Raw genomic sequence first — 19,333 nt, 5'->3', positions numbered from 1 at the left:
TAAAGACGCAGTTAAACTTTCTTTATCGAAAGAATTACAGTTCAGTTAGTCCATGCCTCAACCTTGTTGAAAAACATCTTAAGTAATACTTAAGAATAGCCTTTTAGTTTTGTGTTTTATGCAGGCTGCGTAAGGTGTTTTTCCACACCGTCCTGGTGCAGGGGTGGGCTGGAGACTGTGATGCGGTATTGGGCGACAGGCTTGCTTCGTTCCACTGTTTCTTCTTTAGCGCAGCTTCCCATGATTAGGAAATTGAGGTTAGGCACCAAATTTACCCTACTGCTCACCCTAGTATTTCTAGCGGGAGTTGTGATTAGCGGCCTCACTCTATCGGCCGCTATGCAGCGCAAGGCCGAGGGAGAAGTGACAGCCAAGGCCGAAATGTTGACCCAGACCATGAACTCGGTCAGAACCTATACCAGCGACAACATTCGCCCGCTGCTGGCCGATCAGCTAGCCACCAGTCCAGAATTTATCAGCGAAACGGTGCCAGCCTACGCTGCCACCGAGGTGTTTGAACAGTTTCGCAGCCACCCCGACTACCAGAGCTTTTTCTATAAAGAAGCGACCCTCAACCCCACCAACCCCCGCGACCAGGCCGATGAATTTGAAACGGGCCTGGTTGAGCAGTTTAGAGCCCAGCCTGAGCTGACCAAGCTGTCAGGATATCGCGCCCGCGACGACGAAAATCTGTTTTATATTGCCCGACCACTGGCCATTACAAAGGCGAGCTGCCTCGAATGCCACAGCACTCCGGCAGCCGCGCCAAAAAGCCAGCTGGCCAGTTTTGGCAACCGAGGTGGGTTTGGCTGGCAGATGAATGAAATCGTTGCCGCCCAAACTATTTATGTGCCCGCAAACGCGGTGTTTAACCAGGGTCGCCAGTATTTGTTTCTGGTTATGGGTATCTTTGCCACCATCTTTGCGGCCCTGGGATTATTGCTCAATGGGCTGCTCAAGCGCACGGTCATTCAGCCCATTAATCAGCTGACGGCGATCGCACGGCGGGTCAGCTCGGGCACCATGACCGCCGAACAGGTCAGCGAGTTTGATGCTGCGCCCATGACTGCGGTAGCCCAACGGGCCGACGAACCCGGGCAGCTGGCGCGGGCCTTTCAGGTGATGGCCCACGAGGTCGCCGCCCGCGAGCAAAACCTGAGCCAGGCGGTGGAAGAACGCACCGCGCAGCTGGCTGAAACCACCGAAGCGGCTGAGCGAGCCAGGGCCGAGGCCGAGGCGGCGAACCAAACCAAGAGCCAGTTTTTGGCCAATATGAGCCACGAGCTGCGCACACCTCTGAATGCCATCATCGGCTACAGCGAAATGCTGAAGGAAGAGCTGACCGATTTGGGCGAGAGTGCGCTGATCTCGGACGTGCAAAAAATTCACGGGGCCGGTCGTCACCTGCTGGGGCTGATCAACAACATTCTTGACCTCTCTAAAGTCGAGTCGGGCAAGATGGAGCTGTATTTAGAAACCTTTGACATTGTCCCAATGGTGGCCGAAATTGCCGACACCATTCGCCCGCTAATCGACAAAAACCGCAATACTCTGGTGGTGCAATGCGCCGATGGCATCGACACCATGCACGCCGACATCACCAAGCTGCGCCAGTGCCTGTTTAACCTGCTCAGCAACGCCAGCAAGTTTACCGAAGACGGCACCATTACCCTCACCGTAGAGCCGGTGAATGCTGGGCCAGAGGCTAAGGCGGAGACTGCGATCGCCTTTCGCGTGGCTGACACCGGCATTGGCATGACCCCAGAGCAGCAGGCCAAGCTGTTTCAGTCGTTTACCCAGGCCGATTCGTCTACCACCCGCAAGTACGGGGGCACGGGGCTGGGGCTGGTGATCACCAAAAAGTTCTGCGAGATGATGGGCGGGGAGATCAGCGTGACCAGCGCCGCCGGCCAGGGCACCACGTTTAGCCTTCAGCTGCCCGAGCGAGTGCCCGATCTCAGGCTTGAGGGGAAAACAGAAGCGGTTCAGGGTGCGATCGCCGAGACTAGCGCGATCGCACCCTCCGAGCACATTCCGACTGCCAGCACCGTTCTGGTGATTGACGACGATCCCTCGGTGCAAGACCTGATGCAGCGCTTTTTAACCCGCGAGGGCTTCAACGTTTTGGGGGCAGGCAGCGGCCTAGACGGGTTGCAGCTGGCTCGCAGCCACCGCCCCGACGTGATTGTGCTTGACGTCATGATGCCCAGCATCGACGGCTGGACAGTGCTGACCGAACTCAAGGCCGACCCCGAGTTGGCCGCCATTCCGGTCGTCATGGTGACCATGGTTGACGACAAAAATCTGGGCTACGCCCTGGGGGCCTCTGACTACCTGCTCAAGCCGATCGACTACGATCGCCTTACCGAGCTGCTGCACAAGTACAGCGCCGCAACTGGCCTGACCTCGGTCATGGTGGTCGAAGACAACACCGAAAACCGGGAAATGATGCGTCGCCAGCTGACCAAAGCGGGTTGGCAGGTGCTAGAAGCCGAAAACGGTCGCGCTGCCCTGGATCTAATGCAGACCCAGACACCGGGGATTATTTTGCTCGATCTCATGATGCCCGAGATGGATGGCTTTGAGTTTCTCGACGAGCTGCGTCGCCAGCCCCAGTGGCGCGACATTCCGGTGCTGGTGCTCACCGCCAAAGACCTCACCCCCGACGATCGCCGTCGCCTCGACGGCCAGATTGAGCGCATTTACCAAAAGGGTTCCTTTGATCGCCAGGCCTTGCTCAGCGAAATTAGCGAGCTGGCCTCGGCAGCAGTGTCGCGGCACGGTCGTGCCACACCCTAGGGCCCCTGCCTGACGGCCCCTGGCCATGCCCATGCAATCTTGTAATCGTTGCTGCCCCCATGCCCAAACTGCTGCTAGTTGAAGATAACGAGGTCAATCGAGACATGCTGTCTCGTCGCCTGCTGCGCAAAGGTTACGAGGTAGCGATCGCGATCGACGGGGCCGATGGCGTTTCTAAAGCCCTCTCAGAACGCCCCGACCTGGTGCTGATGGACATTGACCTGCCGGTGATCGACGGCTACGAAGCGACCCGGCAAATCAAGGCCAACCCGCGCACGCAGCACATTCCCATCATTGCCCTTACTGCCCACGCTATGCAGAGCGATCGCGACCAGGCCTTTGCGGCGGGCTGCGACGAGTACGACACCAAACCCGTTGACCTACCCCAGCTGCTCGAAAAAATTGAGCACCTGCTGGCCAGCGCCCAGCCCCCCCAGCCCCAGGATGCTGACAGCCTGCCGCAGAACAGCCGAGTGCAGCGGGCGCTGCTCAGCCATCTGCGCCACGAGCTGTGCACCCCCATGAATGCCATCATTGGCTACAGCGAAATGCTGCTCGACCAGATCAAGGGGCAGACCGACGCGTCGCTGGGAGACGATCTCCAAAAAATCTACACCTGCGGCACCCAGCTCCTGGCGCTGGCCAATGTCATTCTCGACCCCACTCAGCTGGAGGTGGGCCAGTCTCCCCGCGACATCAACTCCTTTGGGGCCACCATTCGGCTCGAGATGCTGACCCCCCTCAGCACCGTGATTGGCTACTGCGAAATGCTGCTCGAAGAAGCCTCTCCCGAGATCGTGCCCGACCTCGATCGCATCCACAAAGCCGCTCAACGGCTGCTGGGCATGGTCAACGACATCGTCAACCTGTCGCGGCAGCAGCTGCAGCTGATTGACACCAGCGGACCAGAGGCCGCCGATTTACGGCTCGACGACACCACGGCATCCAGCCTCTTTCGAGCAGCCGAAACCACTATTCGGGCGCTCAACCACAGCTCTGTCGACGAGCTGAGCCTCCAGGGGGGCACTATTCTCATCGTCGATGACAACGAAACCAACCGCGATCTGCTGTCGCGTCAGCTTGAGCACCAGGGCTACACCGTCGCGGTTGCCGCCAATGGCCGTCAGGCCCTAGAGATGCTGCAAAGCAGCCCCTACGATCTGATTTTGCTCGACTTGATTATGCCCGAGATGAACGGCTACGAGGTGCTCGGTCACCTCAAGCAGCACCCTACGCTGCACGCGATTCCGGTGATCATGATTTCGTCCCTCGATGAGATTGACAACGTGGTGCGCTGCATCGAAATGGGGGCCGAAGACTACCTCTCCAAGCCTTTTAAGCCAGTACTGCTGCGGGCCAAAATTACCGCCTACCTGGAGAAAAAGCGGCTCCGCGACCAGCGGGTCATGTATCTGGCTCAGCAGCTCATTGCGGAAGCCACCCCGGTCCCCGTGCTGATTTGGCGGCTGTCCGACGGTCTGATTCTCTACGCCAACGCCACGGCCAGCAAAACCTTTGGCCATACCGACCAAGAGCTGCTGCATCGTTCCATCGCAGACTTTTACTTTGATCGGGCCGAGCACCAAACCCTGATTGGGCCGCTGACCGAGGGCAAGTCCATTCAGCACTACGAACTGCAGGGCAAACGGGCCGATGGCAGCCCCTTTTGGGTGACGGCCTCGTTTCAGCCCCTGACCTTTAACGGCGAAGCGACGGTGCTCAGCGCTATGGCCGACATCACCGCCCGCAAGCAGGCCGAAGACACGCTGCGGCTGACCGAAGAAAAGTACCGCAGCATTTTTGAGAACGCCCTGGAAGGCATTTTTCAATCGACGCCCTCGGGCCATTTTCTCAGCGTCAACCCCGCTATGGCGCGCATCCACGGCTACGACTCGCCCGAGGCTATGATGGCCGCCGTCACCGAAATCAGCAGCCAGATCTATGTCGATGCCGAACGTCGCCAGCAGCTCATGCAGCAGGTAGATGCTAACGGCGAAATTACCGGCTACGAGTACCAGGCCTACCGCAAAGATGGCGACATTATGTGGCTGTCAGAAAGCGTACGGGCGGTGCGTAACGCCAACGGCGAGCTGCTCTACTACGAAGGCATTGTCGAAGATGTGACCAAGCGCAAGCTGGCCGAAGAAGCCCTCAAGCGCCAGGTTGACGAGCTCAAGATTGAAATTGACCACGCCAAGCGGGCGCAAGAAGTCGCGGCGATTACTCAAAGCGACTATTTTCAGCAGCTTAAGGCCGAAGCCGAAAGCCTGCGCCTGGACGAGGCCGAGTTTAGCGCCCCGCCCGCCCCAGAACCCACCGCCCCCATCAAGGTGCTGCTGGTCGAAGACAACGAAATGAACCGCGATATGCTTTCGCGCCGTCTGCTGCGGCTCAACTACGACGTGCTGATGGCTGTCGATGGCTTAGAAGGGGTCACTATGGCCACCACCTACCGGCCCGACATTGTGCTGATGGATATGAGCCTGCCGGTAATGGACGGCTGGGAAGCGACTCAACAGCTCAAGGCCAACGCCCAAACCGCTCACATTCCAGTAATAGCGCTGACCGCCCACGCCATGGCAGGCGATCGCGAAAAAGCCCTCGCCATTGGCTGCGATGAGTACGACACCAAACCCATTGAGCTGCCCCGCCTGCTCAACAAGATGACGGCGCTGTTGGACAAGACCAGGGGCTAAAGGCCCCGCGCTACTGCATGCGATCGATGGTGCGGTACTGAATCGCCTCGGCGATGTGGTGAGCTTGCAAATCCTCGGCCCCATCCAGGTCAGCGATCGTGCGGCCCACTTTGAGAATGCGATCCATGGCGCGGGCCGACAGCCCCAGCTTGCGCACCGCCCCTTCCAGCAGGGTTTTGCTGGAGTCGTCGAGCGGGCACCAGTGCTTGAGGTGGCGGCTCTGCATGTCGGCGTTGCACTGCAACCCCGGCTCGGCTTGGAAGCGATCGCGGGCCCGCTGCCGGGCCGCCTGGACGCGATCGCGCACGGGTTCCGAGGCCTCCCCCGGCTGGTGCTGGGTCATCTCTTCGGGTTTGATGCGGCTGACCACCACCTGCAAATCGATTCGATCCATCAAGGGGCCAGAGAGGCGCGACCAGTAGTTTTCGCGGCTGCGGGGGCTACAGGTGCAGGGCTGCACCGAGTCGCCGTAGAAGCCGCAGGGGCAGGGGTTGGTGCTGGCAATCAGCGTAAACTGGGCAGGGAACACGACCGACTGCCGGGTGCGAGTAATGGTGACGTAGCCATCTTCAAGGGGCTGGCGCAGGTACTCCAGCACGTCCCGCTTAAATTCCGTTAATTCGTCCAGGAAAAGGATCCCCCTGTGAGCCAGCGAAATTTCCCCTGGCTTGGGGTAGCTGCCGCCGCCCACCAGCGATGGCCCTGAGGCCGAGTGGTGCGGGCTGCGAAAGGGGCGGGTATTGACCAGCGTGCCCTTTTCCTTCAGCAGTCCGGCGACGGAGTGAATCTGCGTTACATCCAGGGCTTCTTCAAACTGAAGCGGCGGCAAAATGGAGGGCAACCGCCGAGCCAGCATGGTTTTGCCGCTGCCGGGCGGCCCTACGAAAATAAGGTTGTGCCCGCCCGCCGCCGCAATCTCTAGCGCTCGCCGAGCCTGGGCCTGGCCTTTCACATCGCGCAGATCCAGCGCGTTGGGGGCGGCGTTCATGGCCAGGGTGGTATCGACCGCCACGGGGGTATGGCCGGAGGGATGGTTGAGAAAGTCGGCCACCTCCGATAGGTGATTGAAGCTGTAGACGGTCAGCCCCGGCACCACCGCCGCCTCGCGCCCGTTGTCGGCGGGCACCACCAGGCCGCGAATGCCGAGTTTTTGGGCAGCGGCGGCGATCGGCAGCACCCCGGCCACTGCCCGCAGGCTGCCGTCTAACGAGACTTCACCCAAAAACAGCAGGTCGTTGAGGGCATCGGTGTTTACCTGCTCGGCAGCGGCGAGAATGCCCACGCTAATCGGTAAATCAAAAATGGGGCCTTCTTTGCGCAGGTCGGCGGGGGTGAGGTTGATTACCACCTTGCGCATGGGGAAGGGGAAGCCCGCATTCTTTAGCGCCGCTTTGACCCGCTCGCGAGACTCCTGCACGGCGGTATCGGGCAGGCCCACGACCACTACTCCGGGCAGACCACCAGAAATATCGACCTCGACCCCCACTTTGAGGGCATCGATGCCCACTAGCGCCGCGCTCCAAACCCTTGCCAGCATGCTTTGTTAATTCCTGAGATGGCCCCTGACTCTAGGGTTTAGGGTGCCCAGGGAAAAGGGCGCGATCGGCAAGGGAGTGCAGAGTGACTGAAACCAGAGTTTTACCCACACCCTGAACGGATAAGCACCCCTATTGCCGGATCTATGACTGGATCTGCCTTAAAACTTTCCAGAACCCTCAGATTTATCCAGCAAACATCCTGTTCAATGCCATAGGGACTGAGCGTTATCCTAAGACTTTTCTGAATAATCAAGGTCTTATTTAGCGAATTTGTGACCGGATACCGGGTTAACTACTTTAAGCAATTTATGGCCGAGCCATGCTAACCCAAAGTGCCCTATGGCGTGGACCAAATTTTCTGGTTCACTACTCCCTGATTTGGAGTATGACTGGGGCAGCCAAGCCGATTAGGTTCTAGTGCCCAAGGCCAAGCCGTCAGTGAATAAAGCTTCTAAAGCCTAAAATCAGGGTCGCTGCCTTGTCGGCATGCAAATATTTCTGCTGTACGGCTAGCCAAAACGTTGCAGATTGAGACTACTTTTGCAGGCTGCACAACGTTTTTAGCACTTACTAACGTAAAACTTGTATTTGCACCCCTAATCAATCATATTGATAAGTTGCGAGGATGTTCTGTAGCTATGAGTTAAGGATTAAGGGCCAGAGTATGACAATTCAGCGAACTGTCCTAGTGATTGCTGGCTCGGAAGAGGGGAATACCACCTATCAGCAGCAACTTCAGCAGGACAGGAGTATGGCTTATACCATCCTGTCGGAGCACAGCGGCACTCTCTTACCGACCTTATCTCAGGCTCCTCTGCAGCTAGATGGCATTCTTTTAGAGCTGGACTCCCCATACAACCGCAGCCTGCAGCTTTTACGTCACTTAAAAGAGCAGACGAGTGCCCCTGTAATTGTCATCGACGGCGGCGATACGGAAGTTGCGGTGCAGGCGTTTAAGAGTGGGGCCGTCGACTATCTGGTCAAAGGCCGGGCGACACCAGATGATTTGCGCTTGGCCATGCGGACTGCGATCGAAAATGCAGAGCTGAAGCGGGAGCTACAGCGCAGCCAGGAAACCTTTCGCACCTCAGTGGAAAACATGCTGGACTGCTTTGGCATTTTTTCGGCGATGCGGAACGACACGGGGCAGATTGTGGATTTTTGCATCGACTACCTCAATGAGGCCGCCTGTGTAAACAACCAGATGCCCAAAGCGATGCAGATTGGTCGAGGGCTGTGCGAAGTTTTGCCCGCCCATCGGGATTCTGGCCTGTTTGATGAGTATTGCCGGGTGGTCGAAACGGGAGAGCCACTGATTAAAGAGTCGCTGGTTTACGACGATACCTATGGCGATCGCCGCCTGGTTCGAGCCTTCGATATTCGAGCCACCAGGCTGAACGACGGCTTTGTGGCCTCCTGGCGGGATGTCACAGCCCGCAAACAGCTGGAGCTAGAACTGAGCCAGACCGTTGCCGATCTACAAGCCAGCCAACAGTACAACCGCGACCTGACCGAAGCCATGCCCCAGATGGTCTGGACGGCTGACTCAACCGGGGCGGTAACCTACTGGAATCGAGCCTGGTACGAGTACACGGGCTTGAATGAGGCAGAGTCTTTAGGGATAGCGGGGGTGAGCACGGTTCATCCACAGGAGCGCGATCGCGTTCTTAGCCAGTGGAGCCACGCGGTCAGCCAGGGTCAATCGTTTGAGATGGAGTACCGCCTTCGGCACCGAGAGGGGGACTATCGCTGGTTCATCTGCCGGGCCACCCCCAACCGCGATCGCCAGGCCCAGGTCACCGGCTGGATTGGCACCATTACCGATATCGATCAGCAGAAGCAGTCTGCCCTCGCCCTGCAGCAGAGCCAGGAGCGGCTTGAGTTGGCCATGAGAGCCGCCAGCATGGGCAGCTGGGACTGGAACATTCAAACCGGGGAGGTGAGCTGGTCTACGAACCTGGAGCACCTGTTTGACATGGCTGCCGGTGGCTTCGATGGGCGCTACGAAACCGTTCGGGCCATGATGCATCCCGACGATTTGCCTCGGGTTGAGCAGGCCCTTCAGCGCGCCCTCTACGGGCGCGAAGAGTACAACATCGAATTTCGCTTTATCAAACCCGATGGCACGGTGCGCTGGGCGCTGGGGCTGGGGCGGGTTTTCTACGACGAGGCCGGACACCCCGTGATGATGACCGGCGTGGATATGGATATTTCTCACCGGAAACAGGTAGAAGCCGCCCTGACAGCTAGCGAAACCAGACTGCGAAGCATAGCCGATAACGCCCCCGTCAAGCTTTGGGTCACTGACCCGAGCGGATATTGCACAGACCTCAACCAGCGTTGGTACGACTTTACCGGGCAAACAGAGGCAACCGCCCTGGGGTTTGGCTGGCTGGATGCAGTTCATCCTGACGACAGCGCATCGGCCAGAGCGACTTTTCTAAGGGCGAATGAGCGCCAGGAGTCGTTTCGGTTGGAGTATCGACTGCGTCACCACAGTGGTCAATACCACTGGGCCATCGATGCCGCGAATCCATACTTTGGGGACGATGGCGAATTTAAGGGCTTTATCGGGGCGGTGATTGACATTAGCGATCGCAAGCAGGCCGAAGAAGCTCTGCGCCAGTCTGAACGGGCCCTGCAAGAGAACGTGTCGCGCTTTCGCACCCTGGCAGACAATATTGCCCAACTCGCCTGGATGGCCAACGAAACCGGCTGGATTTTCTGGTACAACCAGCGCTGGTTTGACTATACGGGCACCACTCAGGACGACATGCAGGGCTGGGGTTGGCAGCAGGTGCACCATCCCGACCACGTAGAGCGCGTCGTCGAAAAAATTAGCCGCTGTTTTGCCACAGGCGAAATTTGGGAAGATACGTTTCCGTTGCGGGGGAGAGACGGAGAGTATCGCTGGTTTCTGTCTCGGGCCGTTCCCATTCGTGATCAGCAGGGGCGAGTGTTGCGCTGGTTTGGCACCAACACCGACATTACCGAGGTTAGACAGGCGAATGCAGCACTCGCGGCCAATGAGGCCCGACTGCGAGGCTTTGTTGACGCCAACGTCGTCGGAATTTTGTACGGCGACATCTACGGCAATATCAATGCCGCCAACGATGAGCTGCTGAGAATCGTCGGCTACACCCAGGCCGATGTGCAGGCAGGCCGTCTTCGCTGGGTTGATATCACCCCGCCCGAATATTTCCCCCTGGATGAGCAGGGAGTTGCCGAAGCTCGCCTTCAGGGGGCCTGCACGCCCTATGAGAAGGAGTACATTCGCAAAGATGGCAGCCGGGTTCCCGTGCTGATTGGCTATAGCCTGGTTGGCGAGGCCCGAGAAGAAACGGTTGTCTTTGTGCTGGATTTGAGCGATCGCAAACAAGCTGAAGATGCCCTCCGCCAAAGCGAAGAGCGCTATCGCTGCCTGACCGAGTCTATTCCTCAGCTCGTCTGGACAGCCGATGGCGAAGGGCGGTTACTCGATGTCAATCAGCGCTGGACGGAGTTTACAGGTCTTGCCCTAGAAGCCGCCTGTGCGGCGGGATGGGAGGCGGTCGTGCATCCAGAAGATGTGCCTACCCTGACGCAGCGTTGGACAGCTGCCGTTCAGCAGGGTAGGCACTATCAGGCCGAAGGGCGAATGCGGCGAGGGGACGGCACCTATCGCTGGTTTCTGCACCAGGCGATCGCGCAGCGGGATGAGCAGGGCCGAATTGTCAAATGGTTTGGCACCGCAACGGATATTGACGTGCAAAAACAGCTGGAGCTAGACCGCTACCACCTGTTGCAGCAGGAACAGGCCGCGCGGGAAGCCGCCGAACGGGCCAACCGCATTAAGGATGAGTTTTTGGCGGTGCTCTCCCATGAACTCAGGTCGCCCCTCAACCCTATTCTGGGTTGGGCCAGGCTCCTGCAAAGCCGGACCTTTGACGCGGCTAAAACGGCAGAAGCCTTAGCCACCATCGAGCGCAACGCCAAACTGCAAACCCAACTGATCGATGACCTGTTAGACGTAGCCAAAATCTTGCGCGGCAAACTGGTGATGGAGATGGCGACCGTCGATCTAACGTTTGTAATTGAATCCGCGATTGACACCGTGAGGGCCGCCGCCGCCGCTAAATCAGTGCAGCTGCATCCGGTTCTTCCCTACGTCGGCCAGGTCTCGGGTGACTCGGTACGCCTCCAGCAAGTGGTCTGGAACCTGTTGTCTAATGCGATCAAATTTACCCCCCCCAATGGACGAGTCGATGTTCGCCTGGAACGGGTCGGCAACGAAGCCCAAATCACCGTGCGCGATACTGGCAAAGGCATTAACCCCGATTTTCTGCCCCATCTGTTCGAGTCATTCCGCCAGGAAGATGCATCAACCACCCGCAATTTTGGTGGATTGGGGCTGGGGCTGGCGATCGCGCGTTCTCTGGTAGAAGCCCACGGCGGTAGCATCGCTGCCGATAGCCCTGGGGAAGGGCTGGGGGCAACGTTTACCCTTCAACTCCCGCTGCTCGATGGTCAACCGGAGGTGCCGCAGCCTGAGCAACCGGGCTGGCAAACTCTCGATTTAACCGGCGTTCGAGTGCTGGCTGTGGATGATGAACCCGATGCCCGCGAGCTGGTCGTCACGGTGTTGACCCTGTACGGAGCCGAAGTCTGGTCGGCGACTTCGGCCACCGAGGCGTTAGTCGCCCTTGAGGCGTTTCGCCCTGATGTGCTGGTCAGCGATATTGGCATGCCAGAACTCGATGGCCACAGCCTGATCCAGCAAATTCGAGCCCTACCGCCCGAACGGGGCGGCCAAATTCCGGCGATCGCCTTGACCGCCTATGCTAGGGAAGAAGACCACCAGCGAGCCCTGACCAGTGGGTTTCAGATACAGGTGACAAAACCCCTAGAGCTGGAGCGGCTGGTGCGCGGGGTTATGACCCTCGTCAACAGGTTGGGCTAAGCCAGCAGTGGGAATAGTATGACCTGAGCGATCGCACTCCCTATGGCCCCTACCGCAGACATTATCATCATTGGCGCTGGCATCTCCGGGCTCGCTGCCGGGTGCTACGCCCAAATGAACGGCTACCGCAGCCAGATCTTTGAGGCCCACGAGCAGCCGGGGGGCCTTTGCACCGCCTGGCAGCGCCAGGGCTACACCTTCGACGGCGGCATTCACTACGTTTTTGGCACGGGGCCGGGGCAGCCGTTTTACTCGCTGTGGCAGGAGCTAGGGGCCTTTGAGGGGCTAGCGTTTACCAACCAAACCGAGTTCATGCAGCTCTATGGCCCCCAGGGGGAGGTGCTGCGGGTGCACAGCCAGCCCGACACCTTGCAGGAGCATCTGCTGGCGCTGGCCCCAGAAGATGCCAAGCTGATCGAGGGCTTTTGCCAGGGGGTGCGCAAGTTCAAAGAGTTTGACCTGTCGATGCTGCAGCAAAAGCCCAAGTCGCTGATGACGGCGGCAGACTGGGCGCGGCTGGGCAAGCAGGTGCTGCCCTTTATGGGGGTGCTGGGCAAGTGGAGCCAGCTGTCGCTGCGCGATCTGGCGGGGCAGGTCAAGAACCCATTTCTGCGATCGGCGATGCCCCACATGTTTGCCTGGCCCGATGTGCCGGTGATGGTGGGCCTGTCGCTGCTGGCCTACCTGGATAACGGCAACGCCGGATCGCCCGTGGGGGGAGCCCTCAACTTTGCCCGCGCCATCGAGCAGCGCTACCTGGCTCTGGGCGGTGAAATTCACTACTCCGCCCAGGTAGAGCGAGTGCTGGTGGAAGACGACCAGGCGGTAGGGGTGCGCCTCTACAGCAACGAAACCTATCGGGCTAGGCGGGTCATTTCGGCCTGCGACGGTCGCCGCTCTATTTTTGAGCTGCTGCGAGGGGAGTATATCAACCGCAGGCTGGAGAAGCTCTACGATGGCCACCTGCCGATCTATTCGCAACTGCAAGTGTCGCTGGGGGTGACGATGGATTTTTCGCACCGGCCCCACTGGGTAACCCATTTGCTGAAGGAGCCGATCGCGATCGCAGGCCAAGACCGCTCCGAGATTGGCGTCAAGCACTACTGTTTTGACCCCTCAATGGCCCCACCGGGCAAGTCGGTGGTCATGATTATGCTGACCAGCCCCTACAGCTACTGGCAGCAGCTCTATGGCCGCACCGCCTACCAGGCCGAAGAAAGCCAGGAGGCGAAGATTTTGATCGAGCGGCTAGAGGAGTTTTATCCGGGCCTGGGGGCGAGCATTGAATGCATGGATGTGGCCACCCCGCTCAGCTACGAGCGCTACACCGGCAACTGGCAGGGGGCCAGCTGCGGCTGGCTGCTGACCAAAGACACCCTGCCCTTGATGATTAAAGGCGTGCCCAAACGTCTGCCGGGCCTAGAGCGCTTCTACATGGTCAGCCAGTGGACCGAGCCGGGCGGCAGTCTGCCGATTGTGGCGCTCTCGGGTCGCAACATGGTCTATGAAATTTGCCGCGAAGACGGGCGGGCATTTGAGACGTCTTGACCCGCGTAGCAACTTCCCGCTGAGTTACACCAGAATCATCGGGGTGAAGACAACCATAAGCCTGCAAACGTTTCAACGGTTGACCGCTGTCTGACAGACGTCCTAACCCAGTTGGCTACAGCGATAAATGTCCCCTACCCGTCTGCAATTCTCTCTGGCGGAAGGTTATGAATTGCGATCGCACATCAAGGTTCGTTGCGGTCTTTCGCCTGGTTTTGAGCTGGGTAAGACAATAGAGGTAAGGGAGACGGTTGCCAAGAACCCTCCCGACAGGTGCTCAGGCATCAGGAGGATAAACCCATGCTATCCCTCGCATTCACTTACCACGACACGCTCTACCTCGCGACCGAACTCGGTGTCCTGGGGCTGGTGCTCTGGCTGTGCTGGCTCACCCCGCGCCTCGAACACCACCAGCCCTGAGCGCACGTCATTCATGCTAGGCCAAACGCTCAAGCCCTAGGGGCTGTCATCAATTAGCTGCTGAATGACTGAAAATCAAGGACTACAGCCCCTAGCTTGTTTTTTGGGTCGGGCGTGGCAAGGCCTGGAATGCAGGGCTTCTGGCCAGAATTGATGACACGCCCCAGGCCTGACCCGGCATCACAGTTCCAGTTACTGGGAGAAAACCATGTACCGCAAAATTTTGGTTGCCCTAGACAACAGCCCCAGCAGCGACGCTCTATTCACCCACGCCCTTGAGCTAGCCCAGGCGACGGACGGTGAGCTACTACTGGTGCACAGCCTCTCCAGCCAGGAAGACAGCAGCCCCTTACCCATGTCGGCCACCCTCGACAGTATTTACTGGGCACCCGGCACCGAGATCGATCTAGAGGCCTGGCGGCAGGAATGGATACGCTACGAAACCGAAAGCCTGGAGCGGCTGCGCCACTGGGCGGCGATCGCCAACACAGCCGGAGTTGTCGCTGAGTTTCGGCAGCTGGTTGGCAACCCCGCCACCGCCGTTTGCAAAGCGGCTCAGGAGTGGGGGGCCGACCTGATTTTGATCGGCAATCGAGGCCGCTCTGGCCTGAGCGAGCTGGTGTTGGGCAGCGTTAGCAACCACGTTATGCACCGCGCCCCCTGCTCTGTGCTGGTCATGAAAACGGCAGCCCTCAGTGAGACTGAGGCCCCTGCGATCGCTGGAGTCTCCTAGCTCCAAGTAAATCACCTTATGTATTCGTCCGCATGGGCTACGTTTCGCTAACCCATGCGGAGGTTGGGTCTTGTTGGGTTTCGTTCCGCAACCGCAACCGCAACCTATTAGCACGTCCAGGCCAATTCGTAGGGTGCATTCGCGAATGCACCACCCAGAGCTACGTCTGGTCATTTTATTCACAGCAATCTACTTGTTACAGGTCTACCCAGTCTTGCTCACCCCCCATTTTGAAACCCAGCCCACCGCAAAGGCAGTGCTGCAGTACTCCTATCTATTGGGGGATACAAGCGACCTTAGAATCACTTAGGATCCGTAGCTAGCGGCAGCTTGAGCCCGATGTAACGATTCATGATCTTTTTCTTCAACTTTCCTGGGGAAAACCGAGAAAATTTCGGGGAAAAGCGACATCTTTAAAGGGGATAACCTCTCCCACTGGAGGTCAATCGCTGTCGCTCCTTCCATAGGTGTGGAATTTGACAACTATTTCCCACCTCTTTTCCCCAGCAGCGTTAGTGGCCTAACCGCGATCGCCAGAGCGCTTCAGAGCTTTTCCCCAGTTTTCACAGCCCCTTCTACTACGACTATCTTTTAAATTTTTCTTCTTCCGGAAGGCAGCCCTCACTCAACAGGGTCGGCATTGATAGGGCCAAAGAAGGGTGATAGGATGAGCACCCAATTGAAAAGTAGCTGGTTTCAAATCCTCCAAAAAGCTTTCTGCGTAAGGGATCCAGCCTTAGAGAAGCCCATCTAAAAAGCAGCTTTACAGGCAATCTATTGCAAAGGTGAGATACTGCTAGTACGGAATCAGCCAGGTGTCACAGACGGGCGTTCCAGGCTTGCATTCCCTGTCCACCGCGTTTTCTTTCTCCGCTGCCATGAAGTTTATCTGCCCCCAGAGCGAGCTGAGTGCTCAACTGTCGTCGGTGAGTCGTGCCGTATCGTCGCGCCCCAGTCGCCCTGTGCTGGCCAATATTTTGGTCAAGGCCGATATTGAGAGCCAGTCGGTCACGCTGGTTGGCTTTGACGAAGTGCTGGGCATCGAGAGCCGCTTCAGTGCCCAGGTCGACGAACCCGGTACCCTCACCCTGCCCGCCAAGCTGTGGGGCGACATTGTCTCGCGGCTGGCCAACGAAGACATCACCCTAGAATCTGACGGCGACAGCACGACCGTAACGCTGACCTCATCCTCCGGTCGCTACGAGGTGCGCGGCCTCAGCGCCGAAGACTACCCTTCGCTGCCCACGGTAGAAGACGGCGAGGCGATCGCCCTCTCCGCCGATGCCCTGCTCAGCGGCCTGCGCGGCTCGCTGTTTGCCACCAGCGGCGATGAAACCAAGCAGGTGCTCACGGGAGTGCACCTGCTGTCTGAAACCGACGCCCTGGAATTTGCCGCCACCGATGGTCACCGCCTCTCGGTCGTGCAGACCACCGACGAGGCCGCCAGCGAAACCCCGGCCATGGATGTCACCGTGCCCGCCAAGGCCCTGCGCGAGCTAGAGCGCATGATTCAGGGCTACAACTCCAACCAGCCGGTGGCCCTGCGGCTCGATGAAACCCAGGTGCTGTTTGACCTGGGGGCACAGCGCCTCACCACGCGCCTGCTCGAAGGCCAATACCCCAACTACCGCCAGCTGCTGCCCAAGCAGTTTGCCCGCCAGGTCACCGTCGATCGCCGCCTGCTGATGTCGAGCCTGGAGCGGATTGCGGTGCTGGCCAGCCAGAAAAACGACATCATCAAAATCACCCTCAATTCTGACGATCAATCCATTGCGCTCTCGGTCGAGGCCCAGGAAGTGGGCAGCGGTCGCGAAGACCTGCCCGCCCAGGTCACCGGCGATGACCTGGATATCGCCTTTAACGTACGCTACCTGCTGGACGGCCTGAAGGCGTTCGATACAACCGAGGTGCAAATGCAGTGCAATGCGGCCACCAGCCCGGCGGTGTTTGTGCCCCTGGGCGAAACCAAAATCACCTACCTGGTCATGCCTGTACAGATACGCAGTTGAAATTCAAGCGTATTCAATGTAAACAACAACAACAAAGCGACAATTGATCTTCCTTGTGGACATAGTAGAGCATAGCTAGTCCTAAATGTACTCAAAGTACACAACGTCAATCATTCTTGTCGATGATGCGTTACTCAAGCATGTAGTCATGTAATTGATGTAGTACAATTACATGAATCATTTGTACTATTGAGCCGTGAAAACACAGCGTGTTAGGTTCCCCGATGGAAAAGTAAGTTGGGTTGTGCTTGACGACAACTATCAGCCAGTTCAGCCTATAACGCAGTACATTCGGTATCTCCAAAACTTGGAGCGTTCTCCAAATACGGTTTCCAACTACGCCAGTCACATGAAGCTGTATTGGGAATTTTTACAGAATGCGTGTTTGGCTTGGACTGACATTAATCTTGAAAAACTAGCCGATTTCATTCTTTGGTTACGGGAGCCGGAACCAGGGACAATCTCGATGAGGACGTGTGAAGCGAGGCGTTCAGAGCGAACGATCAACAAAATTTTATCTGCTGTTTATGGCTTCTATGAATATCATCACCGAATGGGACGCGTTGAGGATTTGAATGCCTACAGCTTTCACGTGCTTAAAAACAGGCGTTACAAGCCTTTTCTCCAACATATTACAAAGGGCAAACAAACAAGGACTCGTCTTCTAAGGCTCAAGGAGCCAAAGCAGAGAGTCCAAACATTCACTCAGGAGCAGGTTAAGCAGCTAATTACAGCCTGTGGCAATATCCGGGACAAATTTCTGCTCTGCTTGCTTTTTGAGAGTGGCATTCGTATTGGCCAAGCGCTGGGGCTCAGGCATGAAGATATTAGATCTTGGGATAACGAAATCGACATTGTGCCTCGCTCAAACAATGCTAATGGAGCCAGATCCAAGTCTAGAGAGACTAACACTATACATGTGTCCCAAGAATTGATGGGCCTCTACTCCCAATATCTCACAACGGAATATCCCGAAGATTTAGATTCGGATTATGTTTTTGTCAATATTTGGAGTGGTGAGATTGGCAGACCTTTAACATACAACGCTGTCAACCACTTATTTCGCCGGTTGAGCGAAACGGTAGGCATCCCAGCCCACGCTCACATGTTCAGACATACCCACGCGACTGATCTCATTCGTGAGGGCTGGAATGCCGCTTTTGTCCAAAAGCGTTTGGGACATGCTGATGTCCAAACCACCATCAATACGTACATGCACCTCAATGATGCCGATATGAAGGCTGCCTATCAAGATTATTGGCAAAAGAAAAAAGAAGAACGGAAAAATATTGAAGGCCATGAGTGTTGCTGATTTAGATCAAGATATTCCTTGTCCATCTTGCAAAAGTAACGATACTTACTGGTGGCGTGCTTATTCTCGACGTCATCGTTATGTTTGTCGCGCTTGTGACCATCGTTTTTTTGCTGACTACACTCCTTTAAGTCGTGTGGTTACTTCAGAAGCCGAGTATGAGAAGGACGTTTGGGATATTCGTAACCTGGGAGCAATAGGGCAAGAAACTTCACTCTTACACAGTGCCTTCAGAGTTAATTTCACCTATATTACCCAGCCCTGGCTAAGAGCCGCAGCTAAAAAATTCTCAAAGTACGGATTGGCAACGTTGGCACCTAGAACTGTCTATGGTCGTATGCGTGACCTAAATTGTCTGTCCAGTTTCCTTAGTGAACGCTATCCCTTGATCAAGCCATCTGAAATTGATCGAAAAGTGATGGTTGACTTCATTAGTTTCCTATCCGAAAAAGGGCTGTCTGGGCGGTCGCGGCAGGCAGCTATCTATAACATTAGGGTGTTTCTCGAACAGTGTATTTGTAATGATTGGCTTGATCTTCCTAAAATTCCCCTACTTTTTCCGGAGGATTTACCACCGAGAGAAAAACGCAACCCTCGTTATATTCCAGAAGAGGTTTTGGAGAAGCTGAACCAGTTTGCTGAAGAAATGCCAGGACCTGTTTTGAGAATGTTCCTGGTTATACAGGAGTGTGGCATGCGAATTTCCGAGTTGTGCCTGCTCAAGTACGACTGTATTTCTCAAGATGCCGCTGGGGACTGGTGGCTTACTTACCATCAATTCAAAATGCGGAAAGATCATACTATAACCATCTCAAAGGAACTGGTCGGGGTGATTCAGGAACAGCAAAAATACATTCGACAGGAGCTAGGTAAAGAGTACCCCTACCTGTTTTGTGGGTCTAAAGGCGGTTGGTTGGGGAAAGAGGAACGAAAGTTAGCGCCTCTTCGATTAATTGATGGAAGGTTTATCCCAGTGCACACACGCCCTCGTCCGACCCTCATGGCTAACGTGCTAAATCAACTCGCCGAGAAACATAACATTTGCACTGCGGCTGGGGAGCGCTGGCACTTTCAAGCTCATCAATTCCGCCACAGCGTTGGAACGAGTATGGTTAATCGTGGTGTACCTATACACGTTATCTCTCGATTCTTGGGGCATGAAACGCTAACCATGACTCAGGTTTACGCGCATCTTCATGATCCTACTCTTAATGCAAAATCGCACGAACTTCGGCACCTGAATCGCGCCAACTTCGGCAGGTGAATCGCATGAACCTCGGCACCTGAATCGCATGAACTTCGGCAGGTCATGACTACCCCATCGGTGGATCTCGATACA

At 56.8% G+C, this 19,333-nt stretch carries 9 protein-coding genes and 2 pseudogenes; 10 read left to right on the top strand and 1 reads right to left on the bottom strand.

What is annotated here, in order from left to right; translation table 11 throughout:
- Positions 1–240 precede the first annotated feature (240 nt).
- The 4 genes and pseudogenes from ACQ4N7_RS18310 to ACQ4N7_RS18295 all read left to right on the top strand — a co-directional run bounded on the left by ACQ4N7_RS18310 (position 241) and on the right by ACQ4N7_RS18295 (position 5,495).
- Positions 241–2,799 carry a response regulator gene (locus tag ACQ4N7_RS18310; protein ID WP_430712933.1) on the top strand — a complete coding sequence of 853 codons (2,559 nt, stop codon included), beginning with the start codon at positions 241–243 and terminating at the stop codon, positions 2,797–2,799.
- 59 nt (positions 2,800–2,858) lie between these two features.
- Positions 2,859–3,221, top strand: a pseudogene (locus ACQ4N7_RS18305) (response regulator); the annotation flags it as partial.
- A gap of 51 nt (positions 3,222–3,272) precedes the next feature.
- Positions 3,273–4,940 (top strand): annotated as a pseudogene (locus ACQ4N7_RS18300) (PAS domain S-box protein); the annotation flags it as partial.
- A gap of 183 nt (positions 4,941–5,123) precedes the next feature.
- Positions 5,124–5,495, top strand: coding sequence for a response regulator (locus ACQ4N7_RS18295; RefSeq protein ID WP_430712991.1), 372 nt, complete (start codon positions 5,124–5,126; stop codon positions 5,493–5,495).
- Between the two features lie 10 nt (positions 5,496–5,505).
- Here the strand turns inward: ACQ4N7_RS18295 and ACQ4N7_RS18290 are convergent, their stop codons facing one another.
- The gene (locus ACQ4N7_RS18290) at positions 5,506–7,032 is read right to left on the bottom strand and encodes a YifB family Mg chelatase-like AAA ATPase (RefSeq protein WP_430712932.1); all 1,527 of its coding nucleotides are present in this window, start codon (positions 7,030–7,032) and stop codon (positions 5,506–5,508) included.
- Between the two features lie 752 nt (positions 7,033–7,784).
- Between ACQ4N7_RS18290 and ACQ4N7_RS18285 the strand changes: the two genes are divergently transcribed.
- The 6 genes from ACQ4N7_RS18285 (at position 7,785) to ACQ4N7_RS18260 (ending at position 19,258) form a co-directional block, all read left to right on the top strand.
- Positions 7,785–11,972 (top strand): PAS domain S-box protein, encoded by a 4,188-nt coding sequence (locus ACQ4N7_RS18285; protein WP_430712931.1) that lies wholly within the window; start codon positions 7,785–7,787, stop codon positions 11,970–11,972.
- Between the two features lie 42 nt (positions 11,973–12,014).
- Positions 12,015–13,520: a phytoene desaturase family protein gene (locus tag ACQ4N7_RS18280; protein WP_430712930.1), complete on the top strand. Its 1,506-nt coding sequence runs from the start codon at positions 12,015–12,017 to the stop codon at positions 13,518–13,520.
- Between the two features lie 628 nt (positions 13,521–14,148).
- Positions 14,149–14,673 (top strand): universal stress protein, encoded by a 525-nt coding sequence (locus ACQ4N7_RS18275; protein WP_430712929.1) that lies wholly within the window; start codon positions 14,149–14,151, stop codon positions 14,671–14,673.
- An 878-nt stretch (positions 14,674–15,551) separates the two neighbouring features.
- Entirely contained in the window at positions 15,552–16,682 is a 1,131-nt protein-coding gene (gene dnaN, locus ACQ4N7_RS18270) for a DNA polymerase III subunit beta (protein ID WP_430712928.1), read from the top strand.
- A 196-nt stretch (positions 16,683–16,878) separates the two neighbouring features.
- Positions 16,879–17,994, top strand: a complete 1,116-nt coding sequence (locus tag ACQ4N7_RS18265) for a tyrosine-type recombinase/integrase (protein ID WP_430712927.1) — start codon at positions 16,879–16,881, stop codon at positions 17,992–17,994.
- On the top strand, positions 17,981–19,258 hold the full coding sequence (locus ACQ4N7_RS18260; protein WP_430712926.1) for a tyrosine-type recombinase/integrase: 1,278 nt from the start codon (positions 17,981–17,983) through the stop codon (positions 19,256–19,258). Before ACQ4N7_RS18265 ends, ACQ4N7_RS18260 begins: the two co-directional genes overlap by 14 nt.
- Positions 19,259–19,333: the final 75 nt, after the last annotated feature.

Origin of the sequence: Nodosilinea sp. AN01ver1 (genome assembly GCF_050565655.1) — a bacterium.
Lineage (GTDB): Bacteria > Cyanobacteriota > Cyanobacteriia > Phormidesmidales > Phormidesmidaceae > Nodosilinea.
This window is presented reverse-complemented; position numbering and strand designations above follow the sequence as displayed.

What these genes read in the sequence shown, in the direction of transcription:
- ACQ4N7_RS18310 (WP_430712933.1), top strand. Translation starts at nt 241, where the DNA reads ATGATTAGGAAATTGAGGTTAGGCACCAAATTTACCCTACTGCTCACC.
- ACQ4N7_RS18290 (WP_430712932.1), bottom strand. Translation starts at nt 7,032, where the DNA reads ATGCTGGCAAGGGTTTGGAGCGCGGCGCTAGTGGGCATCGATGCCCTC.
- ACQ4N7_RS18285 (WP_430712931.1), top strand. Translation starts at nt 7,785, where the DNA reads ATGGCTTATACCATCCTGTCGGAGCACAGCGGCACTCTCTTACCGACC.
- ACQ4N7_RS18280 (WP_430712930.1), top strand. Translation starts at nt 12,015, where the DNA reads ATGGCCCCTACCGCAGACATTATCATCATTGGCGCTGGCATCTCCGGG.
- ACQ4N7_RS18275 (WP_430712929.1), top strand. Translation starts at nt 14,149, where the DNA reads ATGTACCGCAAAATTTTGGTTGCCCTAGACAACAGCCCCAGCAGCGAC.
- dnaN (WP_430712928.1), top strand. Translation starts at nt 15,552, where the DNA reads ATGAAGTTTATCTGCCCCCAGAGCGAGCTGAGTGCTCAACTGTCGTCG.
- ACQ4N7_RS18260 (WP_430712926.1), top strand. Translation starts at nt 17,981, where the DNA reads ATGAGTGTTGCTGATTTAGATCAAGATATTCCTTGTCCATCTTGCAAA.